The organism is Rahnella sp. P4_A8 (genome assembly GCF_056402435.1).
On record NZ_JBFUHK010000066.1, the window covers coordinates 1 to 18,975 of the forward strand.

The window sequence follows — 18,975 nt, forward strand, 5'->3', positions numbered from 1 at the left end:
CTCTGTCAGCAGGGCAAGGTAGTCCGATGACATCGCTTCAGCACCGGCATAGCCGGTGAAGGTATTATTGATCCCATAATAGCCAGTCAGCACCGCCACCTCGGGGGAGTTGCTGGATGAACTCTCATTGAGTTTGCCGAAGCCTACATCCCAGCGGCTATTACCGGGGCGTAACATCTGTGTGACCGAGGAGAAGGGCACTGAGAAAGAACGCCGGGTGCCATCTGATTCTTCTACTGTCACGTCTATACTGTTGCCATAACCCGTTGGGTTAATGTCATCAAGAGCAAAAGGTCCCGGCGGTACGGTGGTTTCATAAATCACCGTACCGCTCTGGCGGACAGTCACTTTCGCATTACTGTTTGCGGTGCCGCGGATCACTGGCGCATAGTTGTTAGATGAACCCGGTTGCATGCGGCTGTCACTGAACACCCTGAATCCTCTCAGATTGATGGAATCAAAGGCATCGCCCTGAGTGTAAGTATCACCCAAAACGAACTGGGCTTTTAATCCGGTGATATCGTGCTGAACATAAGCATCCTGACTGGTATAGGACAGGCCATTTTCCTGATCCCAGTTGGTTGAACCTCTGGCACGAAAACGCCAGCCAGATAAGTTCGCGCCATAATTCAGCCCTGCATAGGCGCTGTCGCGAGAATCTCCGTCAGCGCTTGAACGGTAGGCATTCATGTCGTAAGAAAGCATGAACGCTGGAATGCCTTCTTCCCACAGAGCCGGATTGACATAACCAGAAGGACGTTTTGCGAGATAAATCTGCGGAATAGTAATATCCAGGCGTTGTTCCGATGAATTGAATTTGACCTTTGAATGACTGAGTTTTTCGGTCAGATTAATGCACGTTGTTTCCCCGCCTTCCGGCGAAATATCTGCAGTATCTTCTTTATCGATATCGATGAGGATATCTAACTGCTCAAGCAATTTTTGCGTGAGACACGGGCTGGCAATATTCGTCCCGTTATCAACGAAATTGACTTTAGAGTTTAGTTTTAATGAACCGTTAATAAAAATACCGACGCTGTAAACGCCTGGCACAACAGGATTGCCCTTGCTAAAACGGCGGGTGTCTATTTTTTCACTGTTTGCTGTGCTGTAGAGAAACTGACTATCAAACTCTACATTTTCATCATCATCTCCAACTTGCTCATCGAATTTATCATTGGTAACCGCAGTTTCCGCCACGGACCTGGGTGACCACACAGCGCTGACGCCTATAGTCAATGGAAGCAGTAATAATCCCGTTGTGATTTTATTTTTTTTCATAATATTGCTTTTTTTATGAATCAGATGGCGTCAGGGTTTATTTAAAGGGATGCTTCGTATTTTATATTTCCGCCATAATCATTAATTGCGGTATAATTTATCTTCCCTGTGTTTACCGTCGTCGTCAGCCCGTCGACTTTCATCAACTGAGTGGAATCGGGGGCGATCATTTTTGTTTCCAGTTCGTACTTGCGGCCATTCGTATTCAGAAAAGCTTCATTCACCGTGACAAAGTAAGGGGTGGCATTTTTCGCTTCTGCAAAAACCTGTTGACCATTTTTCACTATTTTCCATGTCAATGCCGTCGCTGCTTCAGAAGCTGAACCCTTCAGCCCCTCAGGACGATAAAACAACTTTATGCGGGTACGAAAAGCCAACTGAAGCAAATTTTCATCGGTACTATTTTTGGCTTTAGGCGGAATTTCAAGAACGTTAAACCAAAATACAGTTTCTTTATCTTTGGGTAATTCGCCCCCAAGGCTGGCAATTTTCACTGTCTGGCCTTGTTTGGCGTTCATTCGTGAAATAGGGGGGGTCACAAGGAAAGGAATTTTCATCTCCTGCGGATTCACATCCTCGCGGCCATCATCCAGCCAGGATTGAACCAGCAAGGCTTTTTCACCGCGGTTATCCAGTTTCACCGTAATCTCTTTCGCCTGAGCCGGATAAATAATCCGGGTACCAGAAATGACAACATCTGCGCAGACATCACAAGCAATAAATCCCAGAACGGCAAGGCAGAATGAAACAATTTTTGGTGTCGGTATAAAATTCATATTTCCCTCTATTAAATTTTATAATAAAAGCGCACCTGTTTGTTCATTGGGTACGCTTAATCATTAATTAACGTTGAATATTATTCGTAGTTCATAGTAAAGGTGACGTTAGTATTCACTTTACCCGACTGAACACTATTTGTTGCAGACCAGTCAGCACTGGGTACATAGGCTGCCTTATAGGCAAACACACCACGACCTTCGACCAGAGCCACGCTTTGTGCCACATCAGTCGGGTCGCCGATCAGAACCTGGCTAACGTTGGTTGCTGTGTTGTTGTAAAGCGCAACACTGACGTTTTGCGCACTACCAGAGACGGTAGCATCAGGTTTCAGCGTACCGCTGGACAATTCAGCAAATTGCTGTGAAGAGAAGCTGACGGAGGCTTTTTTCACTGATTCGGCGCAATCATTCAGCATTAACTCGAACTCTTTGGCACCGACACCGCCAGCAGCGCGAGTGGTGACATCCACTGCCGCTTTCGTCACCACAGGCATTGAGATAGTGACATTATTCGCTGCAATACCGTTGTTAGTGGTGATTTCACAGGTCGTGTCAGAGACCGCACCATCAAAGGTAATTAATCCCAAATCCGCTGCCTGGGCAGATAAGCTGCCGAATGCCAGACAAAAGACGGATAAAGGGAAGAGCGTCTTAATTTTTTTCATGAAATGTCCTTTTCATTATGAAAATAACAAAATAGTAAAGTAAAAGTAGTAGTGAATTAAATAAGCTTTTTTCAAAGACTTACTAAGGAGGAATTATAATTACGTTGTTGTTTATATCAAGTTTTACACACTGCAATATGAGTGTAACTAAATATTTCATTGTGGGATCTGTAATGAACCCCAGAATTATTTTTTAAGTATTGAATTTTATTTTTAGGGAGGTTATTAATTATCAGATAAAGAGATCTTAAGGATCGATTTTTCTAATTGAAATGGAAAACTGCATAGAAATATATATCAAAATATATGATGGATTTAGTTTTAAAATCCGTGAAAATGATAAACAAATTGTGCTATTGAAGGTGGATAAGGTAATCAGGTTTTGTTTGCTTACATAACATACAGGTGTAATGACATGCTGAAGAGGAGGGGAGGCAGAAAGGAAAAATATTAAGGCACCCGAAGGTGCCTGGATGATTAGCACGGAAATTAAAAGTCAGAGGCCCGACGCTTTTAGTGACGAACCGCAGGATGACTTGTTATGCATCTCTTTATTATTTCCCGGCAGCAATACGCTCGCGAATATGTTTAGCACGTGCTTCTGAAGACGGGTGATCATCAAACCAGCCGATGCTGCTGCCCTGATCCAGTTTTGCCAGTTTCTCAAAACTGGTTGCCAGACCTGTCGGGTCGATACCGCGTTTTTTCAGCAAATCAAACGAGTAATCATCCGCTTCGGATTCCTGTTTCTGCGAGAACTGCGCATTGACGTATTTCTCGCCCAGATCCGCCAGCTGCGATTGTGACAATGTTGCGCTGACGCCGCCGAGTGACGAAATCGCAGAACGTGCCGCCGTGGCGCTGTAGGCGACCTGCATGGCTTTACGGGTGTGGCCGAGTGCGACGTGGCCCATTTCATGGCCGAGCACGCCTTCCACTTCATTGTCGTTCATTATGTCCATCAGGCCGCTGTAAACGCGGATACAGCCGTTGGCCATTGCCCAGGCATTGACGTCTTTGGTCAGGTAAACCTTATAGTTGGCGGGCGTGCCGTTAATGTTATCGCCCAGTGCTGCGGAGATTTTTTTCAGGCGCTGTGCGTATTCGCTGCTGTCGGGTGCTATTTGCGCCTTTTTATCCATTTCTTCACAAGACTGCACGCTCAGCGTTTTGACGTCGGCATCGCTCAGGGTATACGCCTGATAAGCCTGCGCGCCGGACTGCATTAAAGTGTCGGTATTGACGGTCGCACAACCGCTGACCAGTGACGCGGTAAAAAGGCTTAACAGAAGAGGGTGAAATTTCATCAATTTGTGTTCCCAGAAAAAGTTAACAAAACAGAAAATGTAGCCTGAAAAAGGCTCTGGTTGTAAGGATAGCGTTAAGGTAGGTTTTTCGCAGTGCACGATCTATAGTGTAAGTCCGAAAAAACGCCCTGATTTAAAAGCGGATTTTGTGAACTTAATCACGAGAGTGATTAGAGATTGCCGTTTTAATGCCGAGTCTGAGAAAATGACTTTCTTGACTGCTTTTTTAATCCGACCTGGAGTAGAACATGTCCTCTCGTAAAGAGCTTGCGAACGCTATTCGCGCACTTAGTATGGATGCCGTGCAGAAAGCGAATTCCGGCCACCCTGGCGCCCCTATGGGCATGGCAGACATTGCCGAAGTGCTGTGGCGCGATTACCTGAATCACAACCCGACTAACCCGCACTGGGCTGACCGTGACCGCTTCGTGCTGTCCAATGGTCATGGCTCTATGCTGATTTATAGCCTGCTGCACCTCACTGGCTATGATCTGCCGATGAGCGAACTGGCTAACTTCCGTCAGTTGCACTCGAAAACCCCGGGCCACCCGGAATACGGTTATACGCCTGGCGTTGAAACCACCACTGGCCCGCTGGGTCAGGGCATCGCGAACGCCGTCGGTTTTGCTATCGCAGAACGTACGCTGGCAGCACAGTTCAACAAACCAGGCCATGACATTGTCGATCACCAGACTTATGCATTCCTGGGCGACGGCTGCATGATGGAAGGCATTTCTCACGAAGTGTGTTCTCTGGCCGGTACCATGAAACTTGGTAAACTGACCGCGTTTTATGATGATAACGGCATCTCCATCGACGGCCACGTAGAAGGCTGGTTCACCGATGACACTGCGGCACGTTTCGAAGCTTACGGCTGGCATGTTGTACGTGGTGTTGATGGTCACAATCCTGACTCTATCAAAGCGGCTATTGAAGAAGCGCACAAAGTTACCGACAAACCTTCCCTGCTGATGTGTAAAACTGTGATCGGTTTCGGTTCGCCGAACAAGGCCGGTACTCACGATGTACACGGTGCCGCACTGGGCGCAGCCGAAGTGGCCGCTACCCGCGAAGCACTGGGCTGGAAATACGCGGCGTTTGAAATCCCGCAAGATATCTATGCGCAGTGGGACGCGAAAGAAGCCGGTAAAGCCAAAGAAGCGGCGTGGAACGACAAGTTTGACGCTTACGCTAAAGCGCACCCTGAACTGGCAAAAGAGTTCAAACRTCGTGTGAACGGCGAGCTGCCAGCAAACTGGGAAACCGAAGCACAGAAATTCATCGAACAATTGCAGGCGAACCCTGCGAACATCGCCAGCCGTAAAGCCTCCCAGAATGCGCTGGAAGCGTTCGGTAAAGTGTTGCCTGAATTCCTGGGCGGCTCTGCTGACCTGGCACCAAGCAACCTGACCATGTGGTCTGGTTCGAAGTCTATCGGCGACGATCAGGCAGGTAACTACATCCATTATGGCGTACGTGAATTCGGTATGACCGCGATCACCAACGGTATCGCGCTGCACGGCGGTTTCCTGCCGTACTCTGCGACTTTCCTGATGTTCGTGGAATATGCGCGTAATGCCGTGCGTATGGCCGCACTGATGAAGATCCGCAACGTGTTCGTGTACACCCATGACTCCATCGGTCTGGGCGAAGATGGCCCGACACACCAGCCGGTTGAGCAAATCGCCAGCCTGCGCGTTACGCCAAACATGAGCACCTGGCGTCCTGCGGATCAGGTTGAATCTGCCGTGGCATGGAAATACGCCATCGAGCGTAATGACGGTCCGGTTACCCTGATCTTCTCCCGTCAAAACCTGACCCAGCAACCACGTACCGCTGAACAGCTGGCCAACGTGGCGCGCGGGGGTTACGTGCTGAAAGATTGCGACGGTACGCCGGAAGTGATCCTGATCGCGACCGGCTCTGAAGTCGGTATCACGGTAGAAGCGGCAGACAAACTGGCTGCAGCGGGCACTAAAGTGCGCGTGGTTTCTATGCCGTCCACGGATGCCTTCGACAAACAGGACGCGGCTTACCGTGAATCTGTCCTGCCGAAAGCCGTTTCTGCGCGCGTTGCGGTTGAAGCCGGTATTGCTGATTACTGGTTCAAATACGTTGGCCTGAATGGTGCTATCGTCGGAATGCACAGCTTCGGCGAATCTGCGCCAGCAGAACTGTTGTTCAAAGAATTCGGTTTCACTGTTGATAACGTTGTTGCTCAGGCACAGGCGTTACTGAAGTAATCCCGCATTCTTAGAGCCGCTTAAAAGCACCTTCGGGTGCTTTTTTTTCGCCTGCATTTTCATGCGCCGGTTCTCAGTTTCGTACGAAATGACGCAGGTCAAACCCTTCTGATGCGGACTCGGTTACACTGCCTGCATTCTGAAAATGTTTCATTCGGTCATTTTTTGCGAAAAATCACTGTCGAAAAGGTGACGAAAAAGTAAAATCACTGTGAATACACAGAATTGACTGGTGTTTTTTTCAGCGATCGGCGCGATTAATGCGGGGTTGTTCTACGAATTATTCCTTTTATTCATCGTTTGGTTTATTCTCAGCTGAACCGTTTCAGTCAGGCTATTTGAGCTTAACATCGTCACCAGGTTGTTATCGTGCCTGAAACTGAAACTTTTCTGCCGCATGCATTGTGCGGACAGATGATGATGGTGATTCACCGTAAACGCACGCTGCATTACTATAGGTGTTACTGATATTGAGTAACAACCGTGTAACAGGGAGATGTATGCCAATACGTATTGCAATTAATGGCTTTGGTCGCATTGGCCGTAGCGTATTGCGCGCGTTATACGAATCCGGGCGTCGGGCGGAAATCTCCGTCATTGCCATCAATGAAATCGCCAGTCCTGAAGGCATGGCACATCTGCTTAAATACGACTCCAGCCACGGGCGCTTTGCCTGGGATGTCCGCCAGGAAGGTGAAAACCTTTACGTCGGCGATGACTCCATCCGTTTACTTCATCAGTCTGATGCCAGCCAGTTGCCGTGGGGCGAACTGAGCATTGACGTCGTGCTTGATTGCACTGGCGTTTATGGCAGCCGTGCAGACGGTGAAGCCCAGCTTGCGGCTGGCGCCAAAAAAATTCTGTTCGCGCATCCGGGCGCTCATGATCTTGACGCCACGGTGGTTTACGGTGTGAACCACCAGTTGCTCGAACGTCAGCACCGCATTGTGTCCAATGCGTCCTGCACCACCAACTGTATTATCCCTGTGATCAAACTGCTCGACGATGCTTTTGGCATTGAGTCCGGCACGGTAACGACCATCCATTCCTCAATGAATGACCAACCGGTTATCGATGCGTACCATGCGGATTTACGCCGTACGCGCGCCGCCAGCCAGTCCATTATCCCGGTCGATACCAAGCTGGCCGCAGGGATCACACGCATCATGCCCAAATTCTGCGATCGCTTTGAAGCGATCTCGGTGCGTGTGCCGACAATCAATGTCACAGCCATTGATCTGAGTGTATTTGTCGAGGGTTCTGTGACGGTAGGCGAGGTTAACCAGTTGCTGCAAAAGGCTGCAACAGGTGCTTTTCGTGGTATTGTTGACTATACCGAACTACCATTAGTCTCGACAGATTTTAACCATGATCCCCATAGCGCCATCGTAGATGGAACGCAGACGCGGGTAAGTGGACAGCACCTGATTAAGACACTGGTCTGGTGCGATAACGAGTGGGGTTTTGCCAACCGAATGTTGGATACAACATTGRCAATGTCCGCTAGCGGTTTCTAGTACGGCTGTTCCGGTCTCCCGACCGAAACGGCCTTCAAGCAACTTTAAAGAGAATCAACGAGAGGATTCACCATGTCTGTTATTAAGATGAGCGATCTGGATTTAGCGGGTAAACGCGTACTAATCCGTGCCGATCTGAACGTGCCAGTTAAAGATGGCAAAGTAACGTCAGATGCACGTATCCGCGCTTCTTTACCAACCATCGAAATTGCCCTGAAACAAGGCGCACGCGTGATGGTTACCTCGCATCTGGGTCGTCCGACTGAAGGCGAATATAACGAAGAGTTTTCTCTGCTGCCGGTTGTTAATTACCTGAAAGAGCATCTGAAATCCCCAGTACGTCTGGCGAAAGATTACCTTGATGGTGTTGAAGTTGCCGAAGGTGAGCTGGTGGTTCTGGAAAACGTTCGCTTTAACAAAGGCGAAAAGAAAGACGACGAAGCCCTGTCCAAAAAATATGCTGCCCTGTGTGACATCTATGTGATGGACGCATTTGGTACCGCGCACCGCGCGCAAGCTTCTACTCACGGCGTGGGCAAATTTGCTCCGATCGCCTGTGCCGGTCCGCTGCTGTCTGCAGAACTGGAAGCACTGGGTAAAGCGCTGGGTAACCCGGCACGTCCGATGGTGGCTATCGTTGGCGGTTCTAAAGTTTCTACCAAACTGACCGTTCTGGATTCCCTGTCTAAAATCGCTGACCAGCTGATCGTTGGCGGTGGTATCGCGAACACCTTCGTGGCTGCTCAAGGCAACAACGTCGGTAAATCCCTGTACGAAGCAGACCTGGTCGGCACCGCAAGCAAATTGCTGGAAACCTGCGACATTCCTGTTCCTACCGATGTTCGCGTGGCGACTGAGTTCTCTGAAACAGCCGTTGCAACGGTGAAGTCTGTTAAAGACATCAAAGATGACGAACAAATTCTCGACATGGGCGATGAGTCTGCATACCGCCTGGCTGAGATCATTAAAAACGCTAAAACCATTCTGTGGAATGGTCCTGTAGGCGTGTTCGAGTTCCCTAACTTCCGTAAAGGGACCGAAATTGTGGCGCAGGCTATTGCTGACAGCGATGCATTCTCTATCGCAGGCGGCGGCGACACACTGGCAGCTATCGATTTGTTCGGTATCGCTGACAAAATTTCCTATATCTCCACTGGCGGTGGCGCATTCCTGGAATTCGTTGAAGGGAAAGCACTGCCAGCGGTTGTGATGCTGGAAGAGCGTGCTAAGAAGTAATGAACCCTGAACGGGGAGCATAATGCTGTCCGTTCTTCTTTGCCGCGCGGGGGGCTGCACAGTGGAGCCCGCGCGACATAGCAAACCGATTCAATCCATCTACGGCCGACGAATACAGGACAAAGAACTATGTCTAAAATTTTTGATTTCGTAAAACCAGGCGTTATCACTGGTGATGATGTACAGAAAGTTTTCGCTATTGCTAAAGAAAACAAATTTGCTCTGCCAGCGGTTAACTGCGTAGGCACCGACTCTATCAACGCCGTTCTCGAAGCTGCTGCGAAAGTCCGTTCACCGGTTATCGTTCAGTTCTCTAACGGTGGCGCTGCGTTTATCGCCGGTAAAGGCCTGAAAACTGACGTGCCACAAGGCGCGGCAATCCTGGGTGCAATCTCTGGCGCACACCATGTGCATCAGATGGCAGAACATTACGGCGTGCCAGTTATCCTGCACACCGACCACTGCGCGAAAAAACTGCTGCCATGGATCGACGGACTGCTGGACGCGGGTGAAGCTCACTACGCGAAAACCGGTAAACCACTGTTCTCTTCTCACATGATCGACCTGTCTGAAGAGTCTCTGGAAGAAAACATCGAAATTTGCAGCAAGTATTTAGCTCGCATGGCAAAAATCGACATGACTCTGGAAATCGAACTGGGTTGTACCGGCGGTGAAGAAGATGGCGTAGACAACAGCCATATGGACGCGTCTGCACTGTACACTCAACCGCAAGACGTTGATTATGCATACGAAAAACTGAACGCCATCAGCCCGCGTTTCACTATCGCTGCGTCATTCGGTAACGTACACGGTGTTTACAAACCAGGTAACGTTAAACTGACTCCAACTATCCTGCGTGATTCTCAGGAATACGTGTGCAAGAAACATAACCTGCCACACAACAGCCTGAACTTCGTATTCCACGGCGGTTCCGGTTCTACTGCAGCAGAAATCAAAGAATCTGTAGGTTACGGTGTTATCAAAATGAACATCGATACCGACACTCAGTGGGCTAACTGGGACGGTATCCTGCAGTTCTACAAGAAAAACGAAGCTTACCTGCAAGGTCAGTTGGGTAACCCGGAAGGCGCGGACAAACCTAACAAGAAATTCTATGACCCGCGCGTATGGCTGCGTTCTGCACAGTCTTCCATGGTGACTCGCCTGGAACTGGCATTCAAAGAACTGAACGCAATCGACGTACTGTAATTCTTACGCTTCCGGTGCTTGACCACCGGAATGTGAGGATAATCGTCAAAGGGGCTTCGGCCCCTTTTTTATTGCCTGCTTTCCGGCCACAATAGCCCGTTATCCGTGTTTCGCCAGAATCCCCGAAGAGAGAGCCATGAAGCCAAAATCTGTCACCCTCGATGATGTCGCGCGCCACGCCGGTGTGTCTTATCAGACCGTTTCGCGCGTCCTGAATCAGGCTGCACACGTCTCGGTCAGAACGCGCAACAAAGTCGAACAGGCAATGGCTGCGCTGAATTACGTCCCGAACCGTGTCGCCCAGCAACTGGCGGGCAAACAAAGTTACACCCTTGGGCTGGCGACCACCGAGCTGGCGCTACACGCCCCTTCACAAATCGCGTCGGCAATGAAAACCCGCGCAAATCAGCTAGGTTTCAACGTCGTGATATCGATGATTGATAACCTGAGCCTTGCCGCGTGTCGTACGGCGGTGAATGAACTGATGTCACAGCGTGTCGATGGCGTGCTGATTAACGTGCCGTTGTCGAATGAGGACGCAGACGCGATCGCACAGCTTTGCGGCAATTTACCGGCGCTGTTTCTGGATGTCGATCCGCAGGCCGATGTGTTTAAAATTCTGTTCGATCCTCACTGCGGGGCAGAGCAGGGCGTCGAACATCTGCTGGCGCTCGGACATCAGCAGATCGCCGTACTGACCGGCCCGCTCGAATCCATATCTGCACGCTTACGTTATGAAGGCTGGCTGAATACGCTGGCATTGCACGATATTACGCCGTGCGCGGTTCAGCATGGCGACTGGAGCGCGGCTTCGGGTTACCAGCAGGCATTATTGTTGCTCAATCAGCCCGCACGCCCTACGGCGATCCTGGTCGCCAATGATCAGATGGCGCTGGGCGTACTGCGCGCTGTCCATGAGTTTGGCCTGCGGGTGCCGGAGCAAATCTCGGTGATGGGCTATGACGATACTGAAGACAGCGCATTTTTCTTCCCGCCGCTGACCACCATCAAACAGGATTTCCGCCTGCTCGGTCACGAGAGCATTAACCGGCTGGTAGAGCATCTGCATACGCATGGCGATCACCCGCAGTCCTCATTGTTACTGCCCACTTCTTTAGTTGAACGCCATACAACCGCCAGACCGGGTACAGACACTGTGTCGCAGGAAACTTTATCGCAGGAACTGATCCGCATCGCACGTCAGCTCAGCGCGCTGTAAATCTTTTTTAAGAACTGACTGACGCGGAATTTGTGATCCGCGTCCCTTTCCCGCATCCCCGCACTTTACTTACTCTCTCCGGTTACGCATGTTTATATTATTGTGAGCGCATAACAATTTAACGGGGAGATATTATGAATCCATCAGCGGAAGATAAATTATCATCGCTGGCCACTGTTCTGGCCCGCCGTGACTGGGAAAAACCGGCCTCGACGCAGTGCAACCGATTACCCGCACACCCGCCGTTCAACAGCTGGCGAAATGCAGAGGAAGCGAGAAGCAACAAGGCTTCAGGAAAAATTCGTAACCTGAATGGCGAGTGGACGTTCAGCTATTTTAACCGTCCTGAAGCCGTGCCGGAGCAATGGCTGCAACAGGATCTGGCTGAGGCCGATGCTGTGCAGGTGCCCTCTAACTGGCAACTGGCGGGATACGACGCGCCGATTTATACCAACGTTCAGTATCCGATCCCGGTCAATCCGCCGTTTGTGCCGGAAGAAAACCCTACCGGTTGTTACTCGCTCACAGTTTCTGTGGATAATGACTGGCTGAGCAGCGGGCAGACGCGCATCGTGTTTAACGGCGTCAATTCTGCGTTCTATTTATGGTGCAACGGTCAGTGGGTCGGCTATTCCCAGGACAGCCGTTTACCGGCGGAATTCGATCTCAGTCATGTGCTGCATGCGGGTGAAAACCGGCTGGCGGTGATGGTGCTGCGCTGGAGCGACGGCAGCTATCTGGAAGATCAGGATATGTGGCGCATGAGCGGGATTTTCCGCGATGTCACCTTGCTGCATAAACCGGCAGAGCAAATTACTGACATGCAGGTGCGCACGCATCTGTTCTACGGCTTCACGCAGGCCGAACTGGAAGTGCAAGTCAGCGCCGCGGTACCGCCGGACACCGCGGCTGATTATCAGGTGCGCGTCCAGTTGTGGCAGGGCGATAAACCGGTCGCAGAACATCAGCAACCGCTCGGCAGTGAAATCATTGATGAACGCGGGACGGCATTTGACCGCACCACGCTGCGTCTGCCGGTCAGCCGGCCCGCATTATGGAGCGCTGAACAGCCCGCTTTATACCGTGCTGTCATTTCCCTGATTTCTCCGCAGGGCCAGCTTATTGAAGCCGAGGCCTGTGACGTCGGTTTCCGTCAGGTGGAAATCAGCAACGGGCTGCTGAAAGTGAACGGCCAGCCGGTATTGATCCGCGGCACCAACCGCCACGAACATCATCCTGAAAACGGTCAGGTGATGGATGAGGCCACCATGCGCCGGGACATTGTGCTGATGAAGCAACACAACTTCAACGCCGTGCGCTGCTCGCATTATCCGAACCATCCGCTGTGGTACCGGCTCTGTGACGAATACGGTCTGTACGTCGTGGATGAAGCCAATATCGAAACCCACGGCATGCAGCCGATGAACCGTCTGTCGGATGATCCGGTGTGGTTCAACGCCTTCAGCGAACGCGTGACGCGCATGGTTCAGCGCGACCGCAATCATCCGTGCATCATCATSTGGTCACTGGGCAATGAGTCCGGTCATGGCGCCACTCATGACGCGCTGTACCGCTGGATCAAATCTGTCGATCCGACCCGTCCGGTGCAGTACGAAGGCGGCGGCGCCAACAGCGCGGCGACCGACATTATCTGCCCGATGTATTCCCGCGTTGAGCAGGATCAGCCGTTCCCGGCGGTACCGAAATGGTCGATTAAAAAGTGGATCAGCATGCCGGACGAAACGCGTCCGCTGATCCTCTGCGAATACGCCCATGCGATGGGCAACAGCTTTGGCGGCTTTGATAAATACTGGAAAGCGTTCCGTCAGTTCCCGCGTCTGCAGGGCGGTTTTGTCTGGGACTGGGTTGATCAGAGTCTGCTGCGCACCAGCGAAAACGGTGAGCGTTATATGGCCTACGGCGGCGATTTTGGTGATACGCCAAATGACCGGCAGTTCTGCATGAACGGTCTGGTATTCGCTGACCGCACTCCGCATCCGTCCTTATTTGAAGCCCAGCGCGCCCAGCAATTTTTCCAGTTCTCGCTCACAGGCACTTCGCCTTTGATGATTGAAATACAAAGCGAATACCTGTTCCGGCACAGTGATAATGAGCAGTTAGTCTGGCGCATTGAACGTGACGGCGAAGTCATTTCACAGGGCGAGGCGGTACTGAATATCGCGCCCAACGGCAAGCAAACGTTGGATCTGGGGGATATGCCGCAGGCAGAAGGCGATTTGTGGCTGAATGTTGCGGTACACCAGCCACAGGCAACTGCGTGGTCAGAAGCCGGACACCGCAGTGCCTGGGATCAATGGCAGTTGCCGCAACCGCTGATATTGCCGGTGCCGGAAAAAATCTCTGCCGCCACGCCGGTTCTCGATCAGCAAGGTGATGTGATTTCCGTACTGCACGGCGCGCAGTGCTGGCAGTTCAGTCAGCAAAGCGGATTGCTGGAACAGTGGTTCGATGGCAAAACGCCGCGCCTGCTTTCCGCCTTGCGCGACCAGTTTGTCCGTGCGCCGGTAGATAACGATATCGGTGTCAGCGAAGTCACCCGTATTGACCCGAATGCCTGGGTTGAGCGCTGGAAAGCAGCGGGTATGTACCACCTGGAATCGCGTTTATTAAACATCTCCGCCGATCAGTTACAGGACGGGGTAGTGATCACGACCACTCATGCGTTTATGGCGGAGGAAGAAACGCGACTGCTGAGCCGCAAGATTTTCCGCATTGATAATCAGAGCGAACTGCATATCAGCGCGGAGGTTCGCGTGGCATCAAACGTGCCGTCACCGGGGCGCATTGGCCTGACCTGTCAGTTGGCTGAAACCGCAAAAAACGTTAGCTGGCTGGGCCTGGGACCGCATGAAAACTACCCGGATCGCCGTCTGGCTGCGCAGCACGGGCGCTGGAATTTGCCGTTGACCGAGATGTACACGCCTTACGTTTTCCCGACCGAAAACGGTCTGCGCGGAGAGACCCGTGAGCTGGATTACGCCGGATGGACGCTGCGTGGCAATTTCCACTTTGGCCTGAGCCGCTACAGCCTGCAACAGTTGATGGACACCAGCCATCGTCACCTGTTGCGTGAAGAAGAGGGCACCTGGCTGAACATCGACGGCTTCCATATGGGCGTCGGCGGTGATGATTCGTGGAGCCCGAGCGTCAGCCCTGATTTCCTGCTGACAGCCGGTCAGTACCATTATTCGTTCACCTGGAAACGTGCCTGACAGCCTGCGCCGCCATGTTAATCCCCGGCGGCGCGATATTCAGACGTAAGGAAAATGCTTATGTATTACCTGAAAAATACTAACTTTTGGATGTTCGGGCTGTTCTTCTTCTTTTACTTTTTCATCATGGGTGCTTATTTCCCGTTCTTCCCGATCTGGCTGCATGATATTAATCAGATCAGCAAAAGCGACACCGGCATTATCTTCGCCAGCATTTCGCTGTTCTCACTGTTGTTCCAGCCGGTGTTTGGTTTACTCGCCGATAAACTGGGGCTGAAAAAGCATTTGCTGTGGATCATCACCGGCATGCTGATCCTGTTTGCGCCATTCTTTATCTACGTGTTTGGGCCGTTACTGAAAATTAATATCTATCTCGGTTCGGTGGTGGGCGGGATTTACCTTGGCCTGATTTACAACGCCGGTGCGCCTGCGATTGAAGCCTATATCGAGAAAGTCAGCCGTCGCAGCAGCTTTGAATTTGGCCGTGCACGTATGTTCGGTTGTGTCGGCTGGGCGCTTTGCGCATCGGTGGTCGGCATCATGTTTACCATCAACAATGAATTTGTGTTCTGGCTCGGCTCCGGCTGTGCGGTGATCCTCGCCATCCTGTTGCTGATCGCCAAACCGGAAGTCACGTCCAGCGCGCGCGTGGCCAACGAACTGGGGGCGAACAGCAAACCGTTCAATCTCAAACTCGCCCTCGAACTGCTGAAAGACAAGAAGCTGTGGTTCCTGGCGCTGTACGTCATCGGTGTTTCCTGTACGTACGACGTGTTCGATCAGCAGTTTGCCAACTTCTTTACCTCCTTCTTCACGTCATCTTCTGAAGGGACGCGCGTCTTTGGCTATGTGACCACGATGGGCGAACTGCTCAACGCCTGCATCATGTTTTTCGCACCGCTGATAGTAAACCGCATTGGTGGCAAGAATGCTTTGCTGCTGGCCGGTACCATCATGTCAGTGCGCATCATCGGCTCGTCTTTCGCGTCATCGCCGCTGGAAGTGGTGGTGCTGAAAACCTTGCACATGTTTGAGGTGCCGTTCCTGATTGTCGGTTGCTTCAAGTACATCACCTCAGTATTTGAAGTGCGTTTCTCGGCGACGATTTATCTGGTGACTTTTTGCTTCTTCAAACAGGTGGCGATCATCTTTATGTCCGTTTTCGCGGGCAACATGTATGACCGAATCGGTTTCCACGGCACCTATCTGATCCTCGGAGTCATCGCGCTGACCTTCACGGTGATCGCAGCCTTTACGCTGAGCGGCCGCGGCCCCCTTCAGGCATTCAAAACCCCTGAACCGTTAAAAAACAGCCACGCAAATTCTTAATTTATCTGAACTCTTTGCTGCGAAATTGGCACTTCATCGCATTGTTAGTTAACCTTACAGGACACTTGCTGCCTCGTTAAACGGGGCAGCTTTGGTTTCTTGCAGCCCGTGAGGGTGTAATTTTGGGGTACTTTAAATGGATGATTTAAACGTTGTGGGCAGCATCAATAATGCTGGCAACTGGTTGGTGAGAAACCAGGCGTTACTGCTTCATTACGCGGTGAATATTGTGGCAGCGATCTTCATTCTGATTGTGGGGATGATTATCGCCCGTGTCGTTTCCGGTGCCGTCAGCCGGGTCTTAAAAGTTCGTGGTATTGACATCACCGTTTCCGACTTCCTTTCCGCCATGGTGCGTTACGCGATTATCGCCTTCACGCTGATTGCGGTTCTGGGGCGGATTGGCGTGCAAACCACGTCCGTGATTGCCGTCATCGGTGCCGCCGGTCTGGCTGTCGGTCTGGCATTACAGGGGTCGCTGTCCAACTTTGCGGCCGGTGTTTTGCTGGTGATCTTCCGTCCGTTCCGTGCCGGTGAATATGTCGATCTCGGCGGCGTGGCCGGTACCGTCACTCAGGTACAAATTTTTTCCACTACCCTGCGTACGCCGGACAACAAAATCATTGTGGTGCCGAATGGTAAAATCATCGCCGGTAACATCATCAATAATTCACGCGAACCGACCAGCCGTATCGAGCTGACGGTGGGCGTGGGTTATGACTCTGACATCGATCTGGTGAAAACGATCCTGACCGACATCATCACGGCCGATCAGCGTGTTTTGAAAGATAAAGACGTCGTGGTTCGCCTCAACGAAATGGCAGCTTCAACCCTGAATTTCATTGTGTACGCCTGGACCAGCAACGGTGATGCACAGAACGTGAAATGGGATCTGCTGGAATCGTTCAAACGCGCGCTGGATAAAAATAATATCAATATTGCGTATCCGCAGATGGATGTTCACCTGTATCAGGTGGCGAATGCGGCGGGCAACCAGCAGGAAGAACGACGCACTTTCGAATAAAGTATGCTTCCCGGATTCAGATTTTCACAGGCGCCTGCGGGCGCCTTTTTCATGCCTGAAAAATCATCCTGCCACTGATAAGCCAGTCTAATGAGCGATTAGAAATATCCATTTCCTCTTATACCGGCTAAGCCCTTACACTGCGCGCAATCTCTGTTATTCACTCTCTGAAGGATATCCCATGCTGGCTATTTTCCTGCAAGGACTGGCGATGAGCGCCGCGATGATTTTACCCATTGGCCCGCAGAATGCATTTGTGATGAATCAGGGCATCCGTCGTCAGTATCATCTGATGATCGCCGGTTTGTGCGCCCTGAGTGACATCGCGCTGATTTGCGGCGGCATTTTTGGCGGAAGCGCGTTGCTGAGCAAATCTCCGACGTTGCTGTTGCTGGTGAGCTGGGGGGGCGTGGCATTTTTACTGTGGTATGGCTGGGGCGCATTTCGCACGGCATTCAGCAAAAACCCCGAACTGGCGCAGGCTGAAGTGGCGAAGCAAAGTCGCTGGAAAATTGTCGTCAGCATGCTGGCGGTGACCTGGCTGAATCCGCATGTTTATCTCGATACTTTCGTGGTGCTCGGCAGTCTGGGCGGCAGTCTCAGCCATGATGAGCGTTCATGGTTTGCACTCGGTGCGGTCAGTGCATCGGTGATGTGGTTCTTCGGGCTGGCCATTCTCGCCGCCATGCTCGCGCCCTGGCTGAATACCGGCAAAGTGCAGCGCGTCATCAACTTTATCGTCGGCGTGATCATGTGGGGAATTGCAATACAACTGGCGCGTCAGACCGGGGTATTTTAAGTTTTGTCACTAATCTTAGTTTCTGTTGTAACGGATTATGCTACGGTTTCGCAGATTGTTTGACCTATCTATTGCCAGATCTTTGATGATTAATGGAGGCACTGTGAAACTGAAAGCATTGGCTGTAGCAGCGATGTTGGGATTAGGGACATTACCGCTGGCGTTACAGGCGGCAGAATTACCTGCCGGGCCGCACGTCGTGACGTCAGGCACCGCAAGCGTGGATGCCACGCCGGATATCGCGACGCTGGCGATCGAAGTCAGCGTGTCAGCGAACGATTCAGCCAGCGCCAAGAAGCAGGCTGATGAACGCGTGGCAGAGTACTTTGCTTTCCTGCAGAAAAACGGCATTGAGAAAAAAGATATCAATGCGGCGAACCTGCGTACTCAGCCGGAATATAACTACCTGAAAGATGGCACGTCACAGCTCAAGGGCTACCGCGCCGTGCGTCAGGTTCAGGTAACTTTGCGTCAGCTCGACAAGCTGAATGAACTGCTGGATGGCGCGCTGAAATCCGGCCTGAATGAAGTGCGTGCGGTTGAACTGGGCGTCGCCAATCCGGATAAATTCCGTGATGAAGCGCGTCAGAAAGCGATTGAAAACGCCACGCAGCAGGCAAAATCGCTGGCCGAAGGTTTCCATACCAAACTGGGGCCGGTTTACAGCATTCGTTATCACGTTGCTAACTACCAGCCGATGCCGGTGGCGCGTATGTATAAAACCGCCGAAGCCGCAGGGCAGAGCGATGTCGCGCAAACCTACGAGCAGCAAAGTATTCATTTCGACGATCAGGTCGATGTGGTATTCGAATTGCAGCCTCAGGCACCTGCTCCGGCTCCGGCTCAGTAAGAATGATTCTGTAAAAATGAAAAAACCCGCTCCGGCGTAATGCCGGTCACTTAAGGTGACCGGCATTGTTTTTTAAGGGATATTTTGACCTTTTTTCTCTCACTTCCCTCGCATATTCACGCTCACGCCTCGAGGGCAGCTTTAGCATCGCTGCGTTGCTGTAAAAATGCTTCAGATGACCCGGGATGGCTCCCGCTGATGCCCACGGCAGCCCGATTAACAACCGTAATATCTCCGACACTGCACCGCTAAAACTCAGCTGATAAGGCAGATAATCTCCCTTC

The 18,975-nt window shown here is 51.5% G+C and carries 14 protein-coding genes and 1 pseudogene; 10 read left to right on the forward strand and 5 right to left on the reverse strand.

Translation table 11 applies throughout. From position 1 onward, the window contains the following. The 4 genes from AC1DUO_RS20725 to loiP all read right to left on the reverse strand — a co-directional run. Positions 1-1,281, reverse strand: a 1,281-nt coding sequence (locus tag AC1DUO_RS20725; protein ID WP_477988551.1) for a fimbria/pilus outer membrane usher protein, incomplete at its 3' end; no start/stop codon positions are given. A gap of 41 nt (positions 1,282-1,322) precedes the next feature. Then, on the reverse strand, positions 1,323-2,057 hold the full coding sequence (locus tag AC1DUO_RS20730; protein ID WP_013576808.1) for a fimbrial chaperone: 735 nt from the start codon (positions 2,055-2,057) through the stop codon (positions 1,323-1,325). Positions 2,058-2,137: 80 nt separating this feature from the next. Beyond that, positions 2,138-2,725: a fimbrial protein gene (locus AC1DUO_RS20735; protein WP_013576807.1), complete on the reverse strand. Its 588-nt coding sequence runs from the start codon at positions 2,723-2,725 to the stop codon at positions 2,138-2,140. A 554-nt stretch (positions 2,726-3,279) separates the two neighbouring features. After that, positions 3,280-4,032 (reverse strand): metalloprotease LoiP, encoded by a 753-nt coding sequence (loiP, locus tag AC1DUO_RS20740; protein WP_013576806.1) that lies wholly within the window; start codon positions 4,030-4,032, stop codon positions 3,280-3,282. 248 nt (positions 4,033-4,280) lie between these two features. Here loiP and tkt point away from each other — a divergent pair, with 248 nt between their 5' ends. The 10 genes from tkt to AC1DUO_RS20790 all read left to right on the forward strand — a co-directional run bounded on the left by tkt (position 4,281) and on the right by AC1DUO_RS20790 (position 18,691). Next, positions 4,281-6,275: a transketolase gene (gene tkt / locus AC1DUO_RS20745; RefSeq protein ID WP_477988555.1), complete on the forward strand. Its 1,995-nt coding sequence runs from the start codon at positions 4,281-4,283 to the stop codon at positions 6,273-6,275. 500 nt (positions 6,276-6,775) lie between these two features. After that, positions 6,776-7,792 (forward strand): erythrose-4-phosphate dehydrogenase, encoded by a 1,017-nt coding sequence (epd, locus tag AC1DUO_RS20750; protein WP_477988557.1) that lies wholly within the window; start codon positions 6,776-6,778, stop codon positions 7,790-7,792. 72 nt (positions 7,793-7,864) lie between these two features. Then, positions 7,865-9,028, forward strand: a complete 1,164-nt coding sequence (gene pgk, locus AC1DUO_RS20755; protein WP_013576803.1) for a phosphoglycerate kinase — start codon at positions 7,865-7,867, stop codon at positions 9,026-9,028. A 129-nt stretch (positions 9,029-9,157) separates the two neighbouring features. Next, positions 9,158-10,237: a class II fructose-bisphosphate aldolase gene (gene fbaA / locus AC1DUO_RS20760; RefSeq protein WP_013576802.1), complete on the forward strand. Its 1,080-nt coding sequence runs from the start codon at positions 9,158-9,160 to the stop codon at positions 10,235-10,237. Between the two features lie 136 nt (positions 10,238-10,373). Next, a complete protein-coding gene (locus AC1DUO_RS20765) occupies positions 10,374-11,456 on the forward strand; it encodes a LacI family DNA-binding transcriptional regulator (RefSeq protein WP_013576801.1) in 1,083 nt (360 codons plus the stop codon). A 134-nt stretch (positions 11,457-11,590) separates the two neighbouring features. Next, the gene (locus AC1DUO_RS20770; protein ID WP_477988559.1) at positions 11,591-14,689 is read left to right on the forward strand and encodes a beta-galactosidase; all 3,099 of its coding nucleotides are present in this window, start codon (positions 11,591-11,593) and stop codon (positions 14,687-14,689) included. A 60-nt stretch (positions 14,690-14,749) separates the two neighbouring features. Next, positions 14,750-16,018: an MFS transporter gene (locus AC1DUO_RS20775; protein ID WP_112150877.1), complete on the forward strand. Its 1,269-nt coding sequence runs from the start codon at positions 14,750-14,752 to the stop codon at positions 16,016-16,018. A gap of 136 nt (positions 16,019-16,154) precedes the next feature. Continuing rightward, complete coding sequence (gene mscS, locus AC1DUO_RS20780) at positions 16,155-17,042, forward strand: small-conductance mechanosensitive channel MscS (RefSeq protein ID WP_013576798.1); 888 nt, start codon at positions 16,155-16,157, stop codon at positions 17,040-17,042. A gap of 181 nt (positions 17,043-17,223) precedes the next feature. Then, entirely contained in the window at positions 17,224-17,841 is a 618-nt protein-coding gene (argO, locus tag AC1DUO_RS20785; protein ID WP_013576797.1) for an arginine exporter ArgO, read from the forward strand. Between the two features lie 103 nt (positions 17,842-17,944). Next, a complete protein-coding gene (locus tag AC1DUO_RS20790) occupies positions 17,945-18,691 on the forward strand; it encodes an oxidative stress defense protein (RefSeq protein WP_013576796.1) in 747 nt (248 codons plus the stop codon). Between the two features lie 46 nt (positions 18,692-18,737). On the opposite strand, the pseudogene AC1DUO_RS20795 reads toward AC1DUO_RS20790, so the two are convergent. Continuing rightward, positions 18,738-18,975, reverse strand: a pseudogene (locus AC1DUO_RS20795) (IS4 family transposase); the annotation flags it as partial.

What these genes read in the sequence shown, in the direction of transcription:
- AC1DUO_RS20730 (WP_013576808.1), bottom strand. Translation starts at nt 2,057, where the DNA reads ATGAATTTTATACCGACACCAAAAATTGTTTCATTCTGCCTTGCCGTT.
- AC1DUO_RS20735 (WP_013576807.1), bottom strand. Translation starts at nt 2,725, where the DNA reads ATGAAAAAAATTAAGACGCTCTTCCCTTTATCCGTCTTTTGTCTGGCA.
- loiP (WP_013576806.1), bottom strand. Translation starts at nt 4,032, where the DNA reads ATGAAATTTCACCCTCTTCTGTTAAGCCTTTTTACCGCGTCACTGGTC.
- pgk (WP_013576803.1), top strand. Translation starts at nt 7,865, where the DNA reads ATGTCTGTTATTAAGATGAGCGATCTGGATTTAGCGGGTAAACGCGTA.
- fbaA (WP_013576802.1), top strand. Translation starts at nt 9,158, where the DNA reads ATGTCTAAAATTTTTGATTTCGTAAAACCAGGCGTTATCACTGGTGAT.
- AC1DUO_RS20765 (WP_013576801.1), top strand. Translation starts at nt 10,374, where the DNA reads ATGAAGCCAAAATCTGTCACCCTCGATGATGTCGCGCGCCACGCCGGT.
- AC1DUO_RS20775 (WP_112150877.1), top strand. Translation starts at nt 14,750, where the DNA reads ATGTATTACCTGAAAAATACTAACTTTTGGATGTTCGGGCTGTTCTTC.
- mscS (WP_013576798.1), top strand. Translation starts at nt 16,155, where the DNA reads ATGGATGATTTAAACGTTGTGGGCAGCATCAATAATGCTGGCAACTGG.
- argO (WP_013576797.1), top strand. Translation starts at nt 17,224, where the DNA reads ATGCTGGCTATTTTCCTGCAAGGACTGGCGATGAGCGCCGCGATGATT.